Here is a 21,343-nt window from a genome sequence, read left to right on the forward strand (position 1 = left end):
TTTTTCAAAAAGAGCCGCGATTGCGGCTCTTTTTCTATGGGTCTTATCCTTTTCCCTGCCCAGCCGGTGAATTTCACCGGCCCTATAACAAGAATGGAAATCGATCCCCCTTCCAGCAGGATGCTATGGGCAACCCAATAATAGATGGCATACAGCATCTTCAAACCCCCTTCTCCAACAGGAAGCCGGCAGCGGATATGTCGTCTTCCCGCCCGTCCATCCGGCGGTCGAAGGCAGTCTGCACCAGCTGCCGGCAAACTTCCTCCACCCCGGCAGCCCGGTACTGGTCGATGACCGAGGGAATCCAGTCTACCCCGGTGGCGGTCACCCCGTCAGAGACCATCACCACCATATCCCCTTCCCTAAGGCCGATGGTGCTTTTCTCGAAGCTGACCCCCCGCAGGATGCCCGCGGGCAGGGAGGTGGACTCCACATACCCAGTCCTGCCGGATTTGACCACAAAGGTGGGGGCTGCCCCCGCCTTGTAGAAGTCGGCCCGGCCGGTGTATAGGTCGATTTGAGTCACGTCGATGGTGGCCAAAGATTCCTCCCCGGATTTGACCAGCAGCGCGGAGTTCACCATCTTGAGGGCGGCGTCAAACCCCACCCCCGCCTGGATCAACCGGCAGAGGAGTCCGGTTGTCATAGCGGAATCCACCGCGGCCGCGCCTCCGCTCCCCATCCCATCGGAGAGGACGATGTACCCATTGCCCCGGCCGTCGGTCAACTGCTCATAACAATCGCCGCACAGGCGGCTTTGGCCGCAAGACCGCTGTGCCCCGCCCCAAGCCAGGGTATAGGCTGCCTTCTCGGTAAAGGTGAGGGCCACCTGCTTGCCAGCGGATTCCAATTGAGGCAGGTCAAATTCCCGGTTGCACAGGTCAGAGAGGTCCAAGGCGGTGGTCTGGTTGTCAATCCGGGCCAATTTATAAGGGGAGAGAAGCACCTGAACAGTCATCCGGTCGGAGCGGTCCAGGTAACAGGAGGCCATAGTAGGCTCCACCCCTTTCCCTGTAAAATACTCCAGCACCTTTGCCCCCAGTTTGCGGTCCTGGCCGGCGATCTCCCCCAATTCCCGGGAGACCGACTCCATCAATAAGGCCATCCCCTCAAACTGATCGGTGACCACCGAGCGCACCTGGGAGACCTTGCGCTGGGTGCCGATTTTCTTGATATACTCCCCGTATTCGTAGTTGAGGGAGGCGAGGAACTCATCCGGCTTGCAGCATCGCTGAGCCAGGGGCTCCGCCAGCTCCTCCCGCAGGATCACCCCGTTTTTCTTGAGGATGGCAAGGCCGTCGTTGAGGCAGTTCATGGTGTCGTTGTAGGCGATCTGCCAGCACTTGTTTTTCATGCCGCACCGCTTGCAGACCCGGTCTGCCACCTTGGAATAGACGGTGGAGATGTCGCTGGCCTGCATTGACTCCAGCCGGTCGGAGACCTGGTGGGTGGTCTCAGCGATCTCCCGCAGGGCCTGGCTGGCCGATTGGAGTCTTTGCTCCAGCAGGGCTTGGAACAGCGCTTCATCCACCCCAGGGCCTTTGCGTGCCTCCGGGCTCACCCGGGCCAGCCACCGGGCGGGGAGCAGTACAAATACCACCGAAGCAGCTGCGGCTTCCACCACGGCGCTGGGGCTCCCCCCTTGAGAGACCGCTGTGGCAATGGCGCAGACGATGGTCACCGAAGCCGCTGTCCCCAGCCGCCCAGTAGGGGAAAAGAGCCCGGCCACCAAACCGCTGAGGCAATACGCCCCCATCAGGTAACCGTAGGAGCCACCCATCATCCCCACGGCTATGCCCGCGGTGATCCCCGCGATGGAGCCCGCCGTCTCACCGCCGGTGTAGGCAGCCACCAGCAGCACCACCAAGGCCAGCATCCGGCCCACCGACACGTCAAATATTTCCAATCCAGATAAAGCGATCACCAATATCCCAAATGTAATTACCAAGCAGGTGATGTCATTCTTGTCCGCATTGGCGAGGCCCAGGTCCAACGCCCCTTGGCTGCGGGTGAAAAAATAGGCGGCTCCTGCAGCGATCACACTTTCCGACAGGGTGACCAGCGCATCGGAGAGGTAGAACCCGCTGACCGCCGTCACCGCCACCGAGGGGATTCCCATGGCAACTAGGGCGGCAACCGGCGCCAGCATGGCGTTCCACCGCAGGGCCGGCGTGGTGGCCACCAGCCACCGGATGGCAAAGGCCAGCACCACTGCGCCGACGTATTTCATATTCCCCGCCGGGTTGCTGGAGAAGCAGTAGCCCAAAATAGCCCCCAAGGCAGCCGCCGGCACATTCTTCTGTTTGCTGCTGGCGGTGACCGCTACCCCAAAGGGGGCGATATCCCCAAATAGAAAGGCGTTGGCCATTAAAAAGGCCACGGCCGCCGTCACCAGCATCTCCACCGCGAAACGGTAGGTTTTCAGCTCCTGGCGCAGGCGATCCCAAAGGGAAATACCCACCACATCGGTTCTGTTGTTCACGCTGCTTCCTCCTTTTTTCCATGCAGCGGGCACCGCCGCATACATCCAAAATTGCTGGCATAGAATAATCAGTTGTATTTATTACAATTTGTATAATCCATTATAGTCACTCCCAAATGCGGAATCTGTCGGTTTTTCCACTTTTCCCCATTGGTTTTGGGGATTTTTTCGGAGAACTCCCCCGCATTTGACCCCTGGCGCCAACCGTTTTCCCCCCGTTTTCCCCACGGGGAGGAAATTCCCCCAAAATCCCGGGTTTTTCTTGACAAGGCCGCAGCCAAAGCGGTACTATAATAGGTACTGCGGTGGATGTCTGCCATCCGCCGACTCTATGAAAGAAAGGCGGCAACAAGAATGAACTATGACTGCGTACGCACCAGATTTGCGCCCAGCCCCACTGGTTACATGCATGTGGGCAACCTGCGCACCGCACTGTACGGCTATCTGACTGCGAGAAGCACTGGCGGAAAAATGATCCTGAGAATTGAGGATACCGACCAGGAACGCTTTGTCGAAGGCGCTCTTGATATTATATACAACACCTTAAAAGACACCGGCCTCACCTGGGACGAAGGCCCCGACATCGGCGGCCCTTACGGCCCCTATGTCCAGAGCGAGCGGATGAGCATTTACAAGGAGTATGCCCTGAAGCTGATCGAATCCGGCCACGCCTACTACTGCTTCTGCGACAAGGACCGGCTGGAGGAACTGCGGGTGCTGCAGAAGGCGTCGGGACAAGCCCCCAAATATGACAAGCACTGCCTGCACCTCTCCAAAGAGGAGATCCAGGCTAAGCTGGACGCCGGCATCCCCTATGTCATCCGGCAGAACATTCCCACCACCGGCACCACCACCTTCCACGATGAGATCTTCGGGGACATCACGGTGGAGAACAACACCCTTGATGACCAGGTGCTCATCAAGACTGACGGCATGCCCACCTACAACTTTGCCAATGTGGTGGATGACCACCTGATGGAGATCACCCATGTCATCCGCGGCAACGAGTACCTCTCCAGCGCCCCCAAGTACAACCTGCTGTATGAGGCCTTTGGCTGGGAGATCCCCAAATACATCCACACCCCTCCGGTCATGAAGGACGCCACCCACAAGCTCTCCAAGCGCAACGGCGACGCCTCCTACCAAGATCTGATTGAAAAGGGTTACCTGAAAGAGGCCATCCTCAACTACATCCTCCTTCTGGGCTGGAGCCCCAAGGGCGACCAGGAGATCTTCACCCTCCAGGAGATGATCGAGAACTTCCACATCGAGGGGATCAGCAAATCCCCCGCCATCTTCGACCCCCAGAAGCTGCGGTACATCAACGGCGAGTACATCCGCAAGCTCACCCCCGAGGAGTTCCATGAAAAGGCCCTTCCCTGGATCCGCAAAGGGGTTTCCAAGGCGGATGTGGACACCCATCTCATCGCCCAGGTGCTGCAAGCCCGGTGCGAGGTGTTGGAGGACATTCCCGAGCAGCTGGACTTCATCGACACCCTGCCTGTGTACTCCAACGAGCTGTACATCAGCAAAAAGATGAAGACCAATGAGGAGACCTCTCTGGAGGCCCTCAAAGCTGCCCTCCCTGTGCTGGAAGCCATCCCCGAAGCGGAATTTGACGTAGAGCACATTCACGCCGCCCTCTTCGACCTGATCGCTAAATTGGGCGTGAAGAACGGCTACATGCTATGGCCGGTGCGGGTCGCCGTCAGCGGCAAACAGTTCACCCCCGGCGGCGGCATTGAAATCTGCGCCATGCTGGGCAAAGAGGAATCCCTGGCCCGCATCCACAAGGGCATTGAACAGCTCACCAAGTAAAAAAGACACAAAAAGGCCCCGAAAGCATCTTGCTTTCGGGGCCTTTTTTATCGTGCTAGTTATCCCTGGCAGTGGGGGTAGGCCTCGCCCATTGGATATGGTTGGCCTGGTAGGTAAAATCCTCTCCATCCACCTGGATGGTCAGCTGGGCCTGGAGGTCAAGAAGATAATCCTCCAGCTCCTCACTGCCGCCCAGCCCATATACCTCGTAGTCCAGGGTGAGGATATCCCCTTGGGCCGAACTGCCGGTGACAATATAGTAGATTGGCCCTCCGCCCCGGCCGCCCAGGTAACGATAAGTCCCGGCCTGGGGGTCGTAGCTCTCCGACAATTGGGAGCGGATCTGTTCCGCCGTCCAGCCGAAGTGGGAAATCAGCGGTTCCTCCACCACCTCTTGGGGATAAATGCCATCGGGATACTGGGCATACAACTCCTCCCGCTCCTCCTGGGAGAAGGAGTCCTCAAACAGCATAAAGAGGAGGTCGCTTCCCGCCACATTCCCCTCCTCGTCCAGCTTCTTCCCCAGCTGGGCGGGGTCGCCGGTATATTCCCGCCAGAAGAAACCGGAATAGGCGAGGGGGGAGAGGTACTTCTCCGCGTACTCCTGCTGCCGCTCATCCATGGAAGGCAGCTCTTCGCGGGGCTCCTCCCGGGAAAGGATTTCCCCCTGGGATCCGGCGGAAGCGCTGCTCTCCTGGGAGGAGGATCTTCCTGTGCCGCTGCACCCCGCCAACAGGAACAGTGCCAGACAAACCGCCAATGCTTTCTTCATCTTTTCACACCCTTTCCAATTTCCTGCCTTTTTCCTCATTCTAATGGAAATCGCCAGAAAAGGCAACTCTTTACAGGATGGGAAGCAAAAAACGCAGATTCCCTTAGGATGAAAGAATTCCGCCGGAACCCTGTCCCGGCGGAATTCTTTCTTCTATAGACTACTGCAAAAATCCAATCTTCTTATACACTTTGTCCAAGGTGCGGGCGCTGATGGCAAGGGCCTGCTCCGCGCCGTGGCGGTAACAGGATTCCAGGTAGGATTTATCCGCCTGAAGGGCGGCAAACCGCTCCCGTACCGGCTTGAGGGCGTCAGCCACCGTCTCCCCAACGGCCAGCTTGAAGTCGCCGTAGCCTTTGCCTTCAAACTCTTTGGCGATATCATCGTAGCTCTTGCCGGTGATCACCGAGTAGATATTCATCAGGTTGTTGATGCCATCCTTCCCCTCCCGGTAGACCACCTCCGCCTCCGAGTCGGTGATAGCCCGTTTAAACTTGCGGATAATGGTGTCCTCATCATCCAGGATGGTGATGAAGGCGTTGACATTCTCATCCGATTTGCTCATCTTCTTGGTGGGTTCCTGCAAGCTCATGATCTTGGCCCCCGCCTCGGGGATGTAAGGCTCCGGCACGGTGAACACATTGCCGTGGAGGTTGTTGAACCGGATGGCAATATCCCGGGCCAGCTCCAAATGCTGTTTCTGGTCGATGCCCACCGGGACCAGGTCGGCCTGGTAGGCCAGGATGTCGGCGGCCATCAGCACCGGGTAGTCAAACAAGCCGGCGTTGATGTTGTCGGCGTGCTTGGCGGATTTATCCTTAAATTGGGTCATCCGGCTCAGTTCGCCAAACTGGGTGTAGCAGTTCAGCACCCAGGCCAGTTCCGCATGGGTGCGCACATGGCTTTGGATAAAGGCGATGCTCTTCTCTGGGTCAATGCCGCAGGCCAGCATCAAGGCGTAGGCGTCCAGAGTGTTTTTGCGCAGCTTTGCCGGCTCTTGCCGGACGGTGATGGCATGCATGTTCACAATGCAGTAGGTGCAGTCGTAATCCTCCTGCAGCTGGGCCCAGTTGCGCACCGCCCCCAAATAATTGCCCAAGGTCATGACGCCGGTGGGCTGGATTCCAGAAAAAATCCGTTTCTTGCGCTCCGGCTGGGGAGCTGTGAGTTGTTGTTCCATAGCAGTTGCCTCCTGTTGATTGTTCATTGCCGCCATCCATTGGCAGGGGAATCAAAAATTAGCCAATCCACTCCCGGCTCAGATCGCCCAGGATTTTGCAGCCCTTGACGATGGCTTCCTCGGAAGGGGTGGAGAAATTGACCCGGAAGGACTGGCTGGAAGCGGATTCATCTGCCAAAAAGGCAGTTCCCGGCACCACCGCCACCCCCCGTTTGATCGCTTCGGCGGCGTAGGCCATCATATCCACCCCGTCGGGCAGGGTGCACCAAATAAACAGGCCGCCTTGGGGATGGGTGAAAGTCACTGCGGGGTGCAGGTATTTGGCTAGGGAATCCAGCATCAAATCCCGTTTTTTGCGGTATAACACCCGCAGGTCCTCAATGTGGGCGGGCAGGTCGTATTCAGCCATATACCGCTCGCAGATGTGCTGGGCCAAAATGTTGGTGTGGACATCGGTGCACTGTTTACCCACTGTGATTTTGGGGATGATATCCTTGTGGGCCAGCACATACCCCACCCGCAGGCCGGGGGACAGCACCTTGGAAAAGCTGCCGCAGTACAGGACGATGCCGTCCTCATCCATTGATTTAAGGGTCGGGACGTCTTCCCCCTCATACCGCAGGTCGCCGTAGGGGTTGTCTTCGAGAATCAGCGCCCCATATTGTTTGGCCAGGGCGTAGACCGCCTTTCGCTTCTCCAAACTCATGGTGATGCCGGTGGGGTTCTGGAAGTTGGGGATCAGGTACAAAAGCTTGACATTTGGGGTGGTCTTCAGGGCCCCCTCCAAAAGGGCCAGGTCGATGCCGTCCCCATCCATGGGGATCCCCTTCAGCTTGGCGCCATAGGAGCGGAAGCAGTTGAGGGAGCCGATGAAAGAGGGATCCTCACAGAGAATCACATCCCCTTCGTTGCAGAAGGTTTTACAGATCAGGTCGATTCCCTGCTGGGCGCCGGCCACCACCACCAGGTCGTCAAACTCCCGCAGGGCGTGGCAGCGGGTGTCCATCCAGGTTTTGAGGGCCTCCCGCAGGGGAGGGTACCCTTCGGTGAGGGAGTACTGCAGAACCCCCACCGGGTTCTCCCGCAGCACCTTGGCGGTGATTTGGGCGATGGCCTCCACTGGGAAGGCGTCGGGGGACGGGTTCCCGGCGGAGAAAGCGATGATGCCCGGGTCGGTGGAAAGCTTTAGGATTTCCCGGATGGCCGATGGTTTGACGCCGGATATCCGGTCGGAGAAGGTTAGGTTCATGCAAAACACCTCTTTCTAACGATGGGTGGCTTTTCCCCAGCGATTTTGTTCCGCGACCATTGTATCAAATGAATTTAACATTGTAAAGCGCGAAACTATAGAAAAACGGATTTTCGTGTCTGGTTTGTAAAATGTAGCAGAAAGATTGCTTTTTTCCCCGAGAAACTTTATACTGTTAGTATGGCTCAATTTTGAAAAAAGTCAATGATTTTAAAAGATAGCGGAGGATTATTATGGCACTTGATATTTACTGCGGCTCTTTGGGCCGTTATTATGCCCATAACTGGTGCAATATTGAGGAGCAGAAAACCAAAGGCAAAGAACCCGGCATCGAGGGCGAGCGGATGACCGAACTGTGCAACCTGCCCATCAGCGCCGAGGAGACTGGCGAAGTGGTGCTCCAGTGGAAAGAGTACATCACCGGCCAGATCCAGGCCCACCACAACTGCCCGGTTGATTGGGCCGAGGACCTGAATGGCGACTACGCCACCGACCGCCTCTCCTGGGAGAATTTCGGCGCCCTCATCATCTGGGCCCTCCATGTGGAGATGGGCCGCAAAGCCCCCCTGCATCGCCTGGGCGAGGACTGGGACTGGACAAAGGAGCCGGTGTACCGCAAGTATGTGGACGAAAAAGATTACAAACCCCATTATTCGGCCATCATCACCGGGCCCCAGCTTTCTTTGCCGGTGGATGTGCCCTTTACCTTCACCGCCCAGTGCCCCAGCGGCAAGGTGATCCCCATGGCATCCAGCCTGCGGCAGCACGAGCAGCTCCTGGAGCTCAACGAAGCTCGCTGGAAGGCCACACCTGAGGAGATCCTCTCCTGGAAAGAGACCTACAAAGATGCCAGCATCCTGGAGGAGCGGGCCAAACAAGCCTACTCTGTCTACTATGCCTTGAGCAATTTCTGCATGGAGCACAATGTTCCCATGATGCTTGTATTCTAATGTCAACCCACCGGCGGGAAGGAACGCGTTCCTCCCCGCCAATTTTTATACCGCTGCCCCCAAAGGGCCCCGCTTATTTTTATCCCTTTGCCCTACTAAACGGTGGGATTTGGGACATCTTAGTAACGAAATGATCAACAAGGAGTGTAACCGAATGAGATTGCAAAATAAAGTGGTATTGGTCACCGCCTCCACCCGCGGCATCGGCTGGGAGATTGTCAAAGCCTGCGCCAAAGAGGGCGCCGTCGTCTACATGGCGGCCCGCAACTTGGAAAAGGCCGAGGCCCAGGCCAAAGAACTGTGCCTGGAAGGCCACCGGGTGCGGGCGGTCTTCAACGACGCCTACCGGGAGGAGAGCTATGCCACCATGGTGGATGAAGTGGTGGAAAAAGAAGGCCGGGTGGATGTGTTGGTCAACAACTTCGGCACCGGAGACCCCAAACACGACTTCGATGTGGAACACACCGACTTTGAAGTGTTTATGGGTATCCTGCGGACTAACCTGGCCAGTGTCTACCTCAGCACCCAAAGGGTCATCCCAGTGATGAAGAAAAACGGGGGCGGCAGCATCGTCAATATCTCCTCCATTGGCGGCCTGTACCCGGATTTGGCCCGCATTGCCTACGGTATCAGCAAAAACGCCATCAACTATATCACCGAGAACTTGGCCGTCCAGGGGGCCCGCAGTGGTATCCGCTGCAACGCCGTGCTCCCCGGCATGACTGCCACCGAAGCGGTTTCTGGCAATATGAGCCCCGAGTTCAACGCCATGTTTATGAAGCACACCCCTATCCCCCGGATGGGCAAACCAGAGGAGATTGCCGCAGCTGTGGTTTACTTTGCCTCGGACGAATCCGCCTTTACCACCGGCCAGATCATGGCGGTCAGCGGTGGCTTCGGCCTGCCTACTCCGGTTTATGGCGACATGGTGGACTGGGCCAGCAGAACCTAAACCAAAGTCTGATCGAAATAATCAAGAAGGACGGCTCCCTATGGGGCCGTCCTTTTTTATACAGTTGTGCCGCCCGTCAGCTACAGGGCGAAAAAGGCGCCCTTTTACTCCCTGTGGAGCATCCGCCCCGACTGTTCGACTAAATACTGCTCCCGGCTTACGGTATAACTATAGACAAGGGCGTACAAGGCCATACTGGCAACCAACAGGAGATCAACATCGCTCAAGGTGGGGTATGCCCCAATGCCCGCAAACCGGACTGCGGCAATCCCCGCCGCCAGAGGAGCGCCCAGCAGGAACACCCCATAGCCCAGGGGGACCGACCAGCGCCGTCCCCGATCCGGGTCCACCCCGCCCACAGCCCGGGCGTGGAACAACAGGAATAGGCAGGAAAACACTAAAAAGGCCACAAAAATCTTTTGATCCGAGATGGAGGAGAGCGCTGTAAACTGGGAAAACCTCTGGATCAGCAGCTGAAGAATCCACAGCACAGGGGCCAGGAGAAGCAGCGGCTGGAATCCGTTCTGCCGACTTCTGCCGAAGAAAAACAAGCCTCCAAAAACCAAGGAACTCACTGCCGCAGCCACCAGGCACACCACGGTACCTATCAACAGGCTGGCCCCTGTTTTGTTCCATACCTGAACCAGAAGCTGGCCCAAAGTACTCCAGGCGCTGGCCGCAGCCGAGAGGGCCAACAATATTCCAGCGGGCAGCAGGCAGATACGGCCCGATACAGGCTTTACATTTCGGCGGCTCTCCCTTTTGGGAAGCAGCAGACAGAGGATGGCCGCCCCCACCAGGAGGACATACAACCACCGCAGGGCCGTGCCCCCTTCATAAAACCCGGTAAAGGGGTCGATGCACTGGAGCTCCATGTAAATCCGCAAAGGGATGCAGAGCACCGCACATAAAAAGGTGATAACCCCATAAAACAGCATCTTTTTTCCCCCTTTCCCACGACAAAGCGGACATAAAACCCCAATTAGTAACGCAATTTTACTCCAAATTATGTAAAAAGTCAATTTTGAGATAAGGAGGTTTTGCCGATGCGCATCGGACTCGCCTTTCTTCTGGCCTTTATCCTGCTTGTGGTGCTCATCCCCCTTTCGGTGCTGCGCTCTCCACCGGTTAGCCGACCGGTGGAGTCCCCCTCCCATATCACCCAGGAAGTACAGGGGGAGGCCTCCAGCGCCCCGGTTACCACCACCCGCCCAGTGGCCGACGCCGAGAGCTTTGCCATCTACAACACCGCCACCAGCAAGGTGGAGACGGTGTCGGTGCAGGATTATGTCCGGGGGGCAGTTGCGGCGGAGATGCCCCCTTCCTTTCACCTGGAGGCCCTCAAAGCCCAGGCGGTGGCCGCCCACACCTATGCCCTCTACCGGCAGAACCTCTCCCGCCTCTCCCCCGATCCGGTGATTCAAAATGCGGACTTCTCCGCCGACCCTGACCACGGCAAGGGCTATATGACCGAGGAGATGGCCCGGGAACGGTACGGCGATCAATTTGAGCTCTATTGGTCCAAGATCTGTGAAGCGGCGGATTCCACCCTGGGGTATGTCCTCACCTACGACGGCCAGCCCATTCTGGCGGCATACCACTCCACCTCCAACGGGGAGACAGAGGACGCCGTCAACGTCTGGTCCGCCTCAGTGCCCTATCTCGTTCCGGTGGAGAGCGAAGGGGACCTGTTGGCCCCGGATTTTGCCACCACCGAAACCTTTACCCCCAAGGAGGTGCGGGCGCTGTTTTCCACCGCTTACCCCAGCCTCACTTTCCCCACCAGCCAGGAGGATTGGTTTGTGGTGAAGGAACGCTCCGACTCCGGCTATGTGACACAAATCCAGGTGGGGGACCAAATCCTCCACGGCAAGGAAGTCCGCCAGGTGCTGGGCCTCAAATCCTCCGATTTCACCGTGTCTTTCCAAAACGGGACCTTTGCCTTCCAGGTGGAAGGGTACGGCCACGGGGTGGGCCTCTCCCAATACGGGGCAGATTATATGGCCCGCCAAGGGGCCACCTTTGACGAGATTTTGACCCATTACTTCACCGGGGCCAAACTCTCCGCCGCCCAAAGCGAGGAACAGCCATAGAACGGAAAAAGCATCCCTTGGTAGGGATGCTTTTTAATATTGGAAAACAGCGTGAACTCCCCTGGCAAAGGAAATTCCCGGGCTTCCGGCCATTCTTGTGGGGCAAGAGGGCGGCTTTCCACAGCGGCTCCCCTTGTCCCGCTAGGGTTTGGCGATGAATTTATACCCCACCGACCGCACCGTTTTGATGTACCGGGGGTTGTCCGCATCGTCCCCCAACTTGGCCCGCAAGGTTTTGATGTGCATGTCTAGGGTACGGGTCTCCCCCATGTAGTCGTAGCCCCAAATCTCCCCCAGCAGGTTCTCCCGGGGGACCACCCGGTTGCTGTTGAGGATGAGGAGCTTAAGCAGTTCAAATTCTTTGAGGGTCAGCTCCAGGGGAGTGCCATCCCGGAACACCTCATGGCTGTCCACATTTAAGGTGATATCCGCCGCAGTGAGAATGTTTTCCCCCTTTCCGCCCCCCGAAGGATTGCGGCGCAGGGCGGCCCGCACCCTGGCAGTCAGCTCCAGCAGGCCAAAGGGCTTGGTGATGTAGTCATCCGCCCCCAGGTCCAGGCCGGTGACCTTGTCTACCTCCCCGGATTTGGCGGTGAGCATGATCACCGGCACCGGCCCAGTCCTCTGGTCGTTTTTGAGGATGCGCAGCGCCTCCATTCCGTCCATGCCAGGCATCATGATGTCCAAGAGGATCAGGTCAGGAAGCTCCCCGCGGATGGCGTCAAACATCCCGGCGGCGCCGTCAAAGCACTGGACCCGGTACCCATAGGATTCCAGGGTGCAGCGCAGCAGCTCCCGGATATTGTCGTCGTCCTCTGTGATGTAGATGAGTTTTGCCATTGCTAGCGCCTCGATTCCGCCGCCCGCGCGGCCGTATTCCATAGGGTCCTATCCAAAAAAGCCCCCTTCTCCCTCACCGGACAAAAAGATGGGCTTCCTCCAGCTGGGGCAGGGAGAGAAAAACGGTGAACCGGAACGCCTCCCCCGGATCGGTGGACTGATAGGAGGCCAAAAAGCCCTGGCTTTGCAGCCCCAGCAGAAAGGCGTCAGCCTCTTCTGAGCCGGGCGCCGTCCCCGTGAGGGCAATCCCCTCCTCCCCCACTTCTACCGCCTCTATGGAAACCCCATTTTGGTGGGCGAGGCCTGCGGAGGCGACGAAGACCCGCAGATCTTCCGGGCCGGGGATATAACCCTTGTCAAAGGCGGCCTGGATCTCCCCGCTGACAAAGTGGAGGAGCAAGGTATAAGTGTTTCGATCGGAGGCCAGCTGCAACAGGTCTTGCCCCTCCTCCGATTGGAGCTGAGCCGCCAAGACACTCTCCTTGGGGAGGGCCGGTTTTCCATAATGGTCGGCCAGAAACCGCCCCAGCAGCAGGGCGCTGGCCGCTAAAAACACCGCCAGAATGGGGAGCCACCAGGGGTTTTGGTACCGTTCCCCCTCGTTGGGGGGGCTATAGATTTCCTGTTTCATACATCAGCACCGAAAGGGCGGCCAAAGGCGCGGTCTCACACCGGAGAATCCGCTTGCCCAAACTGGCGGCCAGCAGGCCCTTGGCTTTGGCCTCCTCCACCTCCTCCCGGGAAAAGCCCCCTTCCGCCCCGATGAGGATGGAAACCTGCTCCGGCGCCCCCTGCAGCATCTCCCGCAGGGGAGCGGTGGCTTCCTCATAAAAGAGAATAGCAAGGGGAGCCTCCCCCATCTCGGACAAAGCCGCTTCCCAGCTGCGCAGCGCCCCCACCTTTGGGACGATGCCCCGGCCGCATTGTTTGGCGGCCTCCAGGGCGATGCGGGAAAGGCGCTGGATTTTTTTCTCCATGCTCTTGCCGTCGGGGCGGGAGATACAGCGGCTGGTCAGCACCGGGATGATCTCATGGACCCCCAGCTCCACCGCCTTCTGGACAATCAAGTCCAGCTTATCCCCCTTGGGGAGGGCCTGGTACAGCCGGACCTGGACGGTGGGCTCTGCCTCGCTGGGGCGGCGCTCCAAAATGGCGGCCGTCACCAGGTCAGGGGAAAACTCCTCGATGCGGCAGGAGAGGTCAGTCCCCCCCAGATCGCAGACGGTGAGGGGGTCTCCCAGCTGCATCCGCAGGGATTTTTGGATGTGGCGGGCGTCCTCCCCCCGGAGGAACACCCGATCCCCCTCAATTTCCTCGCTGAAAAAACGGGGCATAGGCCTACTCCTTCCCGGCTTTTTTTAAGGTGATGGCCACCCAGCCTTTGCGCTCCACCGTCTCCACTGGGTAGAACCCCTCCTTTGCCAGGGCTTCCACCACATCCTGGTGGCGCTCGGCGATGATGCCGGAGGTGATCAGCACCCCGTCGTCCTTTAAAAAGCCGTCAAAGGTGGGGGCCAGGGCGATGATGATATCCGCCACAATGTTGGCGGTGATAATGTCGTAGCCAGAGCCGATCTCCTCCCGCAGCTTTTTGTCCCGCACCAGGTCGCCGGAAAGGGCCCGGTACCGGTCAGCATGGACCCCATTTACCGCCGCATTCTCCTGGCAGGTGCGCACTGCCACCGGGTCGATGTCCACGGCTGTGGCATTGGCTGCGCCCAGCAGAATCCCCCCGATGGAGAGGATGCCGCTGCCGCACCCCATGTCCAGGATGGAGCAGCCAGGCTTGATGTTTTCCTCCAGCTGTTCCAAACAGAGCTGGGTGGTATGGTGGGTGCCGGTGCCGAAGGCCATGCCCGGGTCCAGGGTGATCTTCACCTCGTCGGGGGCGCAGTCCACCTCCTCCCAAGAAGGGCAGATGACCAGGTGCTGGCCCAGCTTGATGGGGTGGTAATACTTTTTCCAGGCGGTGGCCCAGGCTTCCTCTTGGACGCTCTCGGTGTCGATCTCGTGGGGGATTCCCTCGCTTTGCAGCCGCTCGTGGAGGAAGGAGACCGCTTCCGCGGGGTTCTCCTCCGGGCTGATATAGATGTGGATCACCGCATGCTCCCGATCCTTTTGGAGCAGCTCTTCATCGATCAGGTCGATGTGGGCGATTTTGGGCGCCTCGGTGACCAAATCGGAATAATCCTCGATGTAAATGCCGTAGGGGACCACCATCTGAGCGATGGCAGACGCCCCATCCACCCAACGGGTGGGGATGTTGATTTTTACTTCGGTCCAATCCATAGGGATGCCTCCTCTATCTTGCGGCGGCTGCAGCCGCCGGTCCTTGTTTTGCAAATAGGATCACCGCTGGGCGATCCACTCCGCTTTGATCTGCCACAGCCCGGCCTGGACGCTTCCCACACCGGTGTTGTCCCCAGCCTTGATCCTTTCGTGGTGGCGGAAAAGCCGCCCCCAACTCTCTAAGATCTCCTGCTTCCACTGGGGGTAAAAGGCGGTGAGCATCACCTGGTTTTCATTGGCGCCGCACTGGGCCAACATCTGGTGGAATGCCTTTTCTTCCTTCTCTGTCTCCCCCAGGTACTTGAGGCAGACGATCTTATTCCAGTCATATAAGTCAAAGAGGACCGCCTCTTCCCGGGGGACATCCAAGGCTAGGACATGGCCGCCGCTTTGATCCATGCTGTACAAATCCTGAAACGCCCAATAGGGGAACTGGGCCCCTGGGGGTTTGGGGACAAACCGCTGGGCCTCCCCTACAAACCAACGGTAGGCGGTTAAAAAAATGGGGGCGCTTTCCTCGTATTTGCGGCGGACATACTCCTCTTTGGAGAAGCAGACGCCATCCCGCCGGATGGCCTCTAGCACCGCGTCGGTTTGACAGGTGTAGAGCCGTATTGTGCCACGCTGGTCACCCATTCCCATTTCACCTCCCAGATAGTCCCATATTTTGCTTTATTCCCCAAAATGATGCTGTCGTCAAACAGCCGGTCCCAACTGTCCACAATCTCCCGCTTGATCTCCGGGTAAAACTGGGACATGTAAGCTTTGGCGTCGCTGACCCCGTACTCCTCCAGGAGCGCCCGATGGCGCTTGGCGTCCTGGGGGTCCTTGGGGATATACGAATAATTGAGGATGGTCCCCCATTTTTCGATGTTGACAGGGGTGATGATGGCAGGATCCAGCTCCAGCTCCAGGATGACCGTCCCTTCACTGGGGAGCATGGTCGCCTCGCTTTGAAAAGAGACCCACACTGGGTAATCCGCATCTGGCGGGCGGTTGCCCGCGTCCGGCCCATGCTTGACCAGCCAGTCGTAAGCCTCCAGAACCAGATCCGCATGCTCCTGCATATCCATGGCGATGTACTGCCGTTTGGCGGTGTAGCGCCCGGTCTTCTTCAGCTCTTCCAACACGTTTTTATGCTGTTTGGTCCAAACTTTGATCTGTTCCATACTGTCCTCCCCAGCCCATGCAGGCTCTATCGCTATTATACGGGAAAAGCCCGCGGGAAACAAGGGGGCCGCCCTTGGTCTCCTCTTTCATTTGGGGGCTAAAAAACAGCGGGGGCTCTAAACAGAACCCCCGCTGCTATATTGCTTTATACCGTTTACTCGTCGCCTTTTACCGCGTCTTTGAGCCGCTCGAAGAAGCTTTTGCGCTTCTCATAGTTTTTATCCCCCGAGAGTTTTTCAAACTCTTTGAGGGCATCCTTCTGTTTGCCGCTCAGGTTGCGTGGCACCTCCAAGTTGACCCGGACATACTGGTCGCCCCGGCCCCGGCCGTTGACATAGCTGATGCCTTTGTTCCTCAGGCGGAACACCGTGCCGGGCTGTGTGCCCTCGGGGATGTTGTACTTCACCTTGCCGTCGATGGTGGGGACGACGATCTCATCCCCCAGCGCCGCTTGGGTGAAGGTGATGGGGATGTCGCACCACACATCGTAGCCATCCCGTTCAAACAGCGGGTCGGGCCGCACCGATACGGTGATGTTCACATCGCCGGCCGGGCCGCCGTTGATCCCCTGGTCGCCTTGGCCCCGCAGGACAAAGGTCTGGCCGTCGTCGATGCCGGCTGGCACGCTGACCTCCAGCTTTTTGGTCCGGCGGATCCGCCCCTGGCCTTTGCAGTCCGGGCAAGGGTCTTTGATCACCTTGCCTGTGCCGCCGCATTTGGGACAGGTCTTGCTGGTCTGAATCACCCCAAAGGGGGTGCGCTGCTGTACCCGCACTTGGCCGGTGCCCCGGCAGTCCGGGCAGGTCTCCGGGGAGGTGCCGGGTTTGGCCCCGGTGCCGCCGCAGGTGGCACAGCCCTCCAACCGGGTGACACTGATTTCTTTTTTACAGCCCAAAGCCGCCTCCATAAAGGAGAGGGGCAGGCTGATGTTGACATCGTTCCCCCGCAACGGGGCATTGGGGTTGCGGGCCCGCGTAGACCCGCCGAAGCCGCCAAAGCCGCCGGCTCCCCCAAAGAAGGATTCGAAAATATCCCCCAGGTCGTCAAACCCGAAGCCGCCGGCGCCGTAAGCGCCCTGCCCTCCGCCATAGCTGGGGTCCACCCCAGCAAAGCCGAACTGGTCGTAGCGGGCTTTCTTCTCCTTATCAGAGAGGATTTCATAGGCTTCGTTGACTTCCTTAAACTTCGCCTCGGCGTCCTTGTCGCCGGGGTTGAGATCGGGATGGTATTGCTTTGCCAACTTTCGGTAGGCTTTTTTTATCTCGTCGTCCGAGGCGCCCTTCTGGATCCCAAGGACTTCATAATAATCTCTTTTATCCGGCAAACTCGATCACCCTTTTGTCTAAAAATGTAGCCATATCCAGGTGTGCTGGCACCAGGGGCTTTCTTCTGCTGACAGCAGATGCCTCTAGTATAGCACAACTGGGCCGGTTTTGCTACGGCGGGGGAAAGATTCCCTCCCGTTCAGCAAAATAAGGCTGCAGGAAGCATTCCCGCAAGCCTTATTTTGTTGTGTTATCCGGTTACTTTTCGTCGTCTACTTCTTTGAAGTCCGCGTCTACAAAGCCGTCACCGGCCCCAGTGCTTCCGGCGTTGCCAGCTGCATTTCCGTCAAAACCTGCGCCTCCAGTGGGATCGCCCTGGGGAGCAGCCGCCTTGTAAATCTTCTCGGAAACCTCGTAGAATTTCTTCTGCAAATCCTCCTGTTTGGCTTTGATCTCCTCGGTGCTGGTGCCCTTCAAGGCCTCCTTCAGCGCGGTGATCTTGCTCTCCAGCTCGGATTTATCCACGGAGTCGATCTTGTCGCCCAGGTCTTTGATGGTCTTTTCCGTTTGGAACACCATCTGGTCGGCGGCATTGCGGGTATCGACTTCCTCACGGCGCTTCTTATCCTCGGCGGCAAACTGCTCTGCCTCGTGGACGGCCTTTTCGATGTCCTCCTTGCTCATGTTGGTGGAGGAGGTGATGGTGATGTTCTGCTCCTTGCCGGTGCCCAAATCTTTGGCGGTGACATGGACAATGCCGTTGGCGTCGATGTCGAAGGTCACCTCGATTTGAGGAACCCCTCTGGGAGCGGCGGGGATGCCCTCCAACCGGAACATACCCAAGGTCTTGTTGTCCTTAGCCATCTCCCGCTCGCCTTGGAGCACATGGATATCCACCGAGGTCTGGCCGTCGGCAGCGGTGGAGAAGATCTGGGATTTCTTGGTGGGGATGGTGGTGTTGCGCTCGATGATCTTGGTGGCTACGCCGCCCAGGGTCTCCAGGCCCAGGGACAGGGGGGTGACATCCAGCAGCAGCAGGCCCTTGACCTCGCCGCCCAAAACGCCGCCCTGGATGGCTGCGCCAATGGCAACGCACTCATCAGGATTAATGCCTTTGAAGGGGTCTTTGCCCATGAAGCCTTTGACCGCATCCTGAACCGCGGGAATTCTGGAGGAACCGCCCACCAGCAGGACCTTGTCGATGTCAGAGGGTTTCAGGCCAGCGTCGCTCATCGCCTGGCGAACCGGGTTCATGGTGGCCTCCACCAGGTCGGCGGTCAGCTCGTTGAATTTGGCGCGGGTCAGAGAGAGATCCAGGTGTTTGGGGCCGGTGGCATCGGCGGTGATGAAGGGCAGGTTGATGCTGGCGGTGGTCATGCCGGACAGCTCGATCTTCGCCTTCTCAGCAGCCTCTTTCAGCCGCTGCATAGCCATCTTATCGCCGGTCAGGTCCACGCCGGACTCCTTCTTAAACTCGCTGATCAGGTAGTTCATGATCCGCTCGTCGAAGTCGTCGCCGCCCAGCCGGTTGTTGCCTGCGGTGGCCAGAACTTCCTGTACCCCGTCGCCCATCTCGATGATGGAGACATCGAAGGTGCCGCCGCCCAAGTCATAGACCATGACCTTCTGATCCTGCTCTTTGTCCACACCGTACGCCAAAGCCGCAGCGGTGGGCTCGTTGATGATTCTCTTCACTTCCAGGCCGGCGATTTTGCCTGCATCCTTGGTGGCCTGGCGCTGGGCGTCGGTGAAGTAAGCAGGGACGGTGATAACCGCGTCATAGACCTTCTCACCCAGATAAGCCTCCGCATCCGCTTTCAGCTTTTGCAGGATCATAGCCGAGATCTCTTGGGGGGAGTAGGATTTGCCGTCAATGGACACTTTATAATCGCTGCCCATGTGGCGTTTGATGGAGCTGATAGTCCGATCCGGGTTGGTGATGGCCTGGCGTTTTGCCACCTGGCCTACCATCCGCTCACCGGTTTTGGAAAACGCAACTACCGAGGGGGTGGTGCGGGCGCCTTCCGCATTGGCGATAACAACGGCCTCGCCGCCCTCCATGACGGATACGCAAGAGTTTGTGGTACCAAGGTCAATGCCGATAATTTTACTCATAGCTCAATTCCTCCTGATGTTTCAATTGATATATCTAAATTTTAGAAGTATGCACCGTTAATTTGCCACCTTCACCATGGCGTAGCGAAGGACTTTATCCCCCATGCGGTATCCCTCCTGGAACACTTCGGCGATGGTATTTTCGCCCAGGGAATCATCCTCCACATGCATCACGGCGTTGTGCAGGCTGGGGTCGAAGGTCTCTCCCGGTTTCCCGAAAGCCTCCACCCCCAACTTTTGAAACGCCCCCAACAGGGTGGTATGGATCATTTCCATCCCTTTTTTGAACTCGGCGTCAGCGCATTCAAAACTCAACGCCCGAGAGAAGCTGTCCGCCACGGTGAGGAACTCCTTTACCGTATCGGCTTTCGCCTCTGGGTAGATGGCTTCCCGCTCCTTGGAAGACCGCTTTCGGAAGTTGTCATACTCCGCAAGGGTTCTCAAGTAGCGGTCGTTGAGCTGGCGGTATTCTTCTTCCAGCTGTTCCAGCGCTGTGGGTTCCTCCGCCGCCTCCTGGGGCTTGCTTTCGGCCTCTTCCACCTGTGGGAGCTCGGTATCTTCCACCTGTGGATCTTGTTTTTTCGTATCCAAGTATCTTTCCCCTTTCGGATTATTGTTGTTCATCATAGGTCTCCGCCAAGAGGGAGCCCAGTGTGTCGGAGAAATACTCCAAATAGGGGATCATCTTGGCGTAGTTCTGGCGGACGGGCCCGATAAGCCCCACCGCCCCGGTGGCCCCACCGGCGATTCGGTACCGGGTGACTACCACCGCGCTGTCATACAGCACCGGGTGGCTGTTCTCCCGGCCGATGGTCACTGTGGTGCGGCCTTGGGCCTTTTGGACCAGGGACAGGACATTCTTCCGATCCCCCAAAAACTCCAGCACCTCATAAGCGATAGGCTGGAATTCTTTGTAACTGAGGAGGTTTGCCTCGCCGCTGAGGGCGAACTGCCCCTGGCTGATCTCCTGGCAGAGGTCATAGACACCACTTAGTATGGGGGTGAGCACCCGGGCGTACCCGCCGGAGGACACCGCCACCGAATTGAGGTAAATCTTGGAGATTTCCCTCAGGGATTTATCCACCAGCGTCGCGGTGGCAAACCGGTTGTAAATCTCTAAAAGCTCCGGGGTCAAGGCGAAATCCAGCCGGCAAACCCGGCTTTTCACCACCCCGTTGGATGCGATGATCAAAATCACCACCGCTTTGCTGCGGGAGGGGAGGATTCCCACCTGTTTCACTGTCACCGCCTCTGGGGGCATGGTGGCTGTAAAAGCGGCGCAGCCGGTAAACTGGGCCAGCGCCTGGGCCGCGTCCTCCAGCAGCTTGTCGGGATCGGGGTCCCGCACATTGAAGAGGGCGTCCACCCCGCCCCGTTCTTTGGGGGTGAGGGGGAGGGTTTGCATCAGCTGATCCAGATACAGGCGGTACCCGGTGTAGCTGGGCAGCCGCCCAGCGGAGGTGTGGGGCTGTTCCAAAAGGCCCATGTTGAAGAGGGCAGCCATCTCGTTGCGCACCGTGGCGGAGGAGACGTCCATCTGCTCAGAGACCAGTTTGGAGCCCACTGGCTCGCCGGTGTGGGTGTACACTTCGATGACAGCTGTGAGAACCCGCATCTTTCGGTCATCCATCTGCATCTGTCATCGCCTCTTTTCTCTGGTATTGAATTTAGCACTCTTTCTGTATGACTGCTAACAACTATAATTTAGCATTCCAATTCCTGAAAGTCAATAGCTTTCATAAATAATTCATAAATTATTTAGCACTCATTTATTCTCTCTGCCAGATGTAGTGTTCACCAGCTCTTTCCCCCTTATGCGCACTGTGGGCCATCATGGGGAAGGATACTGCGGTTTCCCTGGTGTTTTCCGTATTTTAGCCAATGATTGTAGGAGTCCTCATCCCCCTAGTTAAAATTTCCAATTCCGTGTGGAGGCTGCGGCGGTTTTCCCCCTTTGTCCCCACAGGGATATGCTACAATCAGGACAAGCCCTGCGGATAGGACAACCTGCTACAACAAATATAAGGGCGGGCCTGGAAGTTTTTTCCCCATAGGTACATGCCCAGTCAAGGGAGACCACCAGCATTCACCTTATAAATAAAAGGCAGAAAATTGGCCCACTCAGTTAATCTTTTGTCAATTTTCACAAGAGAAAAGATTCGTGTTTT

At 57.8% G+C, this 21,343-nt stretch carries 19 protein-coding genes; 4 read left to right on the plus strand and 15 right to left on the minus strand.

What is annotated here, in order from left to right; translation table 11 throughout:
- Positions 1–160: 160 nt before the first annotated feature.
- The gene (locus tag BQ5353_RS04735) at positions 161–2,482 is read right to left on the minus strand and encodes a SpoIIE family protein phosphatase (RefSeq protein WP_054331963.1); all 2,322 of its coding nucleotides are present in this window, start codon (positions 2,480–2,482) and stop codon (positions 161–163) included.
- A gap of 354 nt (positions 2,483–2,836) precedes the next feature.
- On the opposite strand from BQ5353_RS04735, the gene gltX reads away from it, so the two are divergent.
- Positions 2,837–4,300 (plus strand): glutamate--tRNA ligase, encoded by a 1,464-nt coding sequence (gltX, locus tag BQ5353_RS04740; RefSeq protein WP_071427407.1) that lies wholly within the window; start codon positions 2,837–2,839, stop codon positions 4,298–4,300.
- Positions 4,301–4,355: 55 nt separating this feature from the next.
- Here gltX and BQ5353_RS04745 read toward each other — a convergent pair whose 3' ends face one another.
- From BQ5353_RS04745 to BQ5353_RS04755, 3 genes are all read right to left on the minus strand, one after another.
- Positions 4,356–5,072, minus strand: coding sequence for a hypothetical protein (locus BQ5353_RS04745; RefSeq protein WP_054331965.1), 717 nt, complete (start codon positions 5,070–5,072; stop codon positions 4,356–4,358).
- Positions 5,073–5,232: 160 nt separating this feature from the next.
- Positions 5,233–6,252 (minus strand): tryptophan--tRNA ligase, encoded by a 1,020-nt coding sequence (trpS, locus tag BQ5353_RS04750; protein WP_054331966.1) that lies wholly within the window; start codon positions 6,250–6,252, stop codon positions 5,233–5,235.
- Positions 6,253–6,310: 58 nt separating this feature from the next.
- Positions 6,311–7,501, minus strand: a complete 1,191-nt coding sequence (locus tag BQ5353_RS04755) for an aminotransferase-like domain-containing protein (protein WP_071427408.1) — start codon at positions 7,499–7,501, stop codon at positions 6,311–6,313.
- Between the two features lie 233 nt (positions 7,502–7,734).
- Here BQ5353_RS04755 and BQ5353_RS04760 point away from each other — a divergent pair, with 233 nt between their 5' ends.
- A complete protein-coding gene (locus BQ5353_RS04760; RefSeq protein WP_054331967.1) occupies positions 7,735–8,451 on the plus strand; it encodes a hypothetical protein in 717 nt (238 codons plus the stop codon).
- Positions 8,452–8,605: 154 nt separating this feature from the next.
- Positions 8,606–9,403, plus strand: coding sequence for a 7alpha-hydroxysteroid dehydrogenase (hdhA, locus tag BQ5353_RS04765; protein WP_054331968.1), 798 nt, complete (start codon positions 8,606–8,608; stop codon positions 9,401–9,403).
- Positions 9,404–9,507: 104 nt separating this feature from the next.
- On the opposite strand, the gene BQ5353_RS04770 is transcribed toward hdhA, so the two are convergent.
- Positions 9,508–10,341: a hypothetical protein gene (locus tag BQ5353_RS04770; protein ID WP_054331969.1), complete on the minus strand. Its 834-nt coding sequence runs from the start codon at positions 10,339–10,341 to the stop codon at positions 9,508–9,510.
- Positions 10,342–10,449: 108 nt separating this feature from the next.
- Between BQ5353_RS04770 and spoIID the strand changes: the two genes are divergently transcribed.
- Positions 10,450–11,496 carry a stage II sporulation protein D gene (gene spoIID, locus BQ5353_RS04775; RefSeq protein WP_054331970.1) on the plus strand — a complete coding sequence of 349 codons (1,047 nt, stop codon included), beginning with the start codon at positions 10,450–10,452 and terminating at the stop codon, positions 11,494–11,496.
- Between the two features lie 141 nt (positions 11,497–11,637).
- Here the strand turns inward: spoIID and BQ5353_RS04780 are convergent, their stop codons facing one another.
- The 10 genes from BQ5353_RS04780 to hrcA all read right to left on the minus strand — a co-directional run bounded on the left by BQ5353_RS04780 (position 11,638) and on the right by hrcA (position 20,811).
- Positions 11,638–12,336 carry a response regulator transcription factor gene (locus BQ5353_RS04780; RefSeq protein ID WP_071428414.1) on the minus strand — a complete coding sequence of 233 codons (699 nt, stop codon included), beginning with the start codon at positions 12,334–12,336 and terminating at the stop codon, positions 11,638–11,640.
- Positions 12,337–12,409: 73 nt separating this feature from the next.
- Positions 12,410–12,967, minus strand: a complete 558-nt coding sequence (locus tag BQ5353_RS04785) for a hypothetical protein (protein WP_054331971.1) — start codon at positions 12,965–12,967, stop codon at positions 12,410–12,412.
- Complete coding sequence (locus BQ5353_RS04790; RefSeq protein ID WP_071427409.1) at positions 12,948–13,670, minus strand: 16S rRNA (uracil(1498)-N(3))-methyltransferase; 723 nt, start codon at positions 13,668–13,670, stop codon at positions 12,948–12,950. Before BQ5353_RS04790 ends, BQ5353_RS04785 begins: the two co-directional genes overlap by 20 nt.
- A 4-nt stretch (positions 13,671–13,674) precedes the next feature.
- On the minus strand, positions 13,675–14,625 hold the full coding sequence (gene prmA, locus BQ5353_RS04795) for a 50S ribosomal protein L11 methyltransferase (RefSeq protein WP_054331972.1): 951 nt from the start codon (positions 14,623–14,625) through the stop codon (positions 13,675–13,677).
- A gap of 60 nt (positions 14,626–14,685) precedes the next feature.
- Positions 14,686–15,261, minus strand: a complete 576-nt coding sequence (locus BQ5353_RS04800; RefSeq protein ID WP_071427410.1) for a DUF3841 domain-containing protein — start codon at positions 15,259–15,261, stop codon at positions 14,686–14,688.
- On the minus strand, positions 15,204–15,794 hold the full coding sequence (locus BQ5353_RS04805) for a DUF3841 domain-containing protein (protein ID WP_054331973.1): 591 nt from the start codon (positions 15,792–15,794) through the stop codon (positions 15,204–15,206). The genes BQ5353_RS04800 and BQ5353_RS04805 overlap by 58 nt, the downstream gene beginning before the upstream one ends.
- Before the next feature lie 155 nt (positions 15,795–15,949).
- Positions 15,950–17,119, minus strand: a complete 1,170-nt coding sequence (gene dnaJ / locus BQ5353_RS04810) for a molecular chaperone DnaJ (RefSeq protein ID WP_054331974.1) — start codon at positions 17,117–17,119, stop codon at positions 15,950–15,952.
- Positions 17,120–17,318: 199 nt separating this feature from the next.
- Positions 17,319–19,175, minus strand: coding sequence for a molecular chaperone DnaK (dnaK, locus tag BQ5353_RS04815; protein ID WP_071427411.1), 1,857 nt, complete (start codon positions 19,173–19,175; stop codon positions 17,319–17,321).
- A 57-nt stretch (positions 19,176–19,232) separates the two neighbouring features.
- Positions 19,233–19,766 carry a nucleotide exchange factor GrpE gene (gene grpE, locus BQ5353_RS04820; protein ID WP_233424499.1) on the minus strand — a complete coding sequence of 178 codons (534 nt, stop codon included), beginning with the start codon at positions 19,764–19,766 and terminating at the stop codon, positions 19,233–19,235.
- A gap of 19 nt (positions 19,767–19,785) precedes the next feature.
- Positions 19,786–20,811: a heat-inducible transcriptional repressor HrcA gene (hrcA, locus tag BQ5353_RS04825; RefSeq protein WP_054331977.1), complete on the minus strand. Its 1,026-nt coding sequence runs from the start codon at positions 20,809–20,811 to the stop codon at positions 19,786–19,788.
- Between the last annotated feature and the right edge of the window lie 532 nt (positions 20,812–21,343).

The organism is Merdimmobilis hominis (genome assembly GCF_900104615.1).
Classification (GTDB): Bacteria; Bacillota; Clostridia; order Oscillospirales; family Ruminococcaceae; genus Merdimmobilis; species Merdimmobilis hominis.

Coding starts and splice junctions, on each gene's coding strand:
- gltX (WP_071427407.1), top strand. CDS start 2,837: ATGAACTATGACTGCGTACGCACCAGATTTGCGCCCAGCCCCACTGGT.
- BQ5353_RS04745 (WP_054331965.1), bottom strand. CDS start 5,072: ATGAAGAAAGCATTGGCGGTTTGTCTGGCACTGTTCCTGTTGGCGGGG.
- trpS (WP_054331966.1), bottom strand. CDS start 6,252: ATGGAACAACAACTCACAGCTCCCCAGCCGGAGCGCAAGAAACGGATT.
- BQ5353_RS04755 (WP_071427408.1), bottom strand. CDS start 7,501: ATGAACCTAACCTTCTCCGACCGGATATCCGGCGTCAAACCATCGGCC.
- BQ5353_RS04760 (WP_054331967.1), top strand. CDS start 7,735: ATGGCACTTGATATTTACTGCGGCTCTTTGGGCCGTTATTATGCCCAT.
- hdhA (WP_054331968.1), top strand. CDS start 8,606: ATGAGATTGCAAAATAAAGTGGTATTGGTCACCGCCTCCACCCGCGGC.
- BQ5353_RS04770 (WP_054331969.1), bottom strand. CDS start 10,341: ATGCTGTTTTATGGGGTTATCACCTTTTTATGTGCGGTGCTCTGCATC.
- spoIID (WP_054331970.1), top strand. CDS start 10,450: ATGCGCATCGGACTCGCCTTTCTTCTGGCCTTTATCCTGCTTGTGGTG.
- BQ5353_RS04780 (WP_071428414.1), bottom strand. CDS start 12,336: ATGGCAAAACTCATCTACATCACAGAGGACGACGACAATATCCGGGAG.
- BQ5353_RS04785 (WP_054331971.1), bottom strand. CDS start 12,967: ATGAAACAGGAAATCTATAGCCCCCCCAACGAGGGGGAACGGTACCAA.
- BQ5353_RS04790 (WP_071427409.1), bottom strand. CDS start 13,670: ATGCCCCGTTTTTTCAGCGAGGAAATTGAGGGGGATCGGGTGTTCCTC.
- prmA (WP_054331972.1), bottom strand. CDS start 14,625: ATGGATTGGACCGAAGTAAAAATCAACATCCCCACCCGTTGGGTGGAT.
- BQ5353_RS04800 (WP_071427410.1), bottom strand. CDS start 15,261: ATGGGTGACCAGCGTGGCACAATACGGCTCTACACCTGTCAAACCGAC.
- BQ5353_RS04805 (WP_054331973.1), bottom strand. CDS start 15,794: ATGGAACAGATCAAAGTTTGGACCAAACAGCATAAAAACGTGTTGGAA.
- dnaK (WP_071427411.1), bottom strand. CDS start 19,175: ATGAGTAAAATTATCGGCATTGACCTTGGTACCACAAACTCTTGCGTA.
- hrcA (WP_054331977.1), bottom strand. CDS start 20,811: ATGCAGATGGATGACCGAAAGATGCGGGTTCTCACAGCTGTCATCGAA.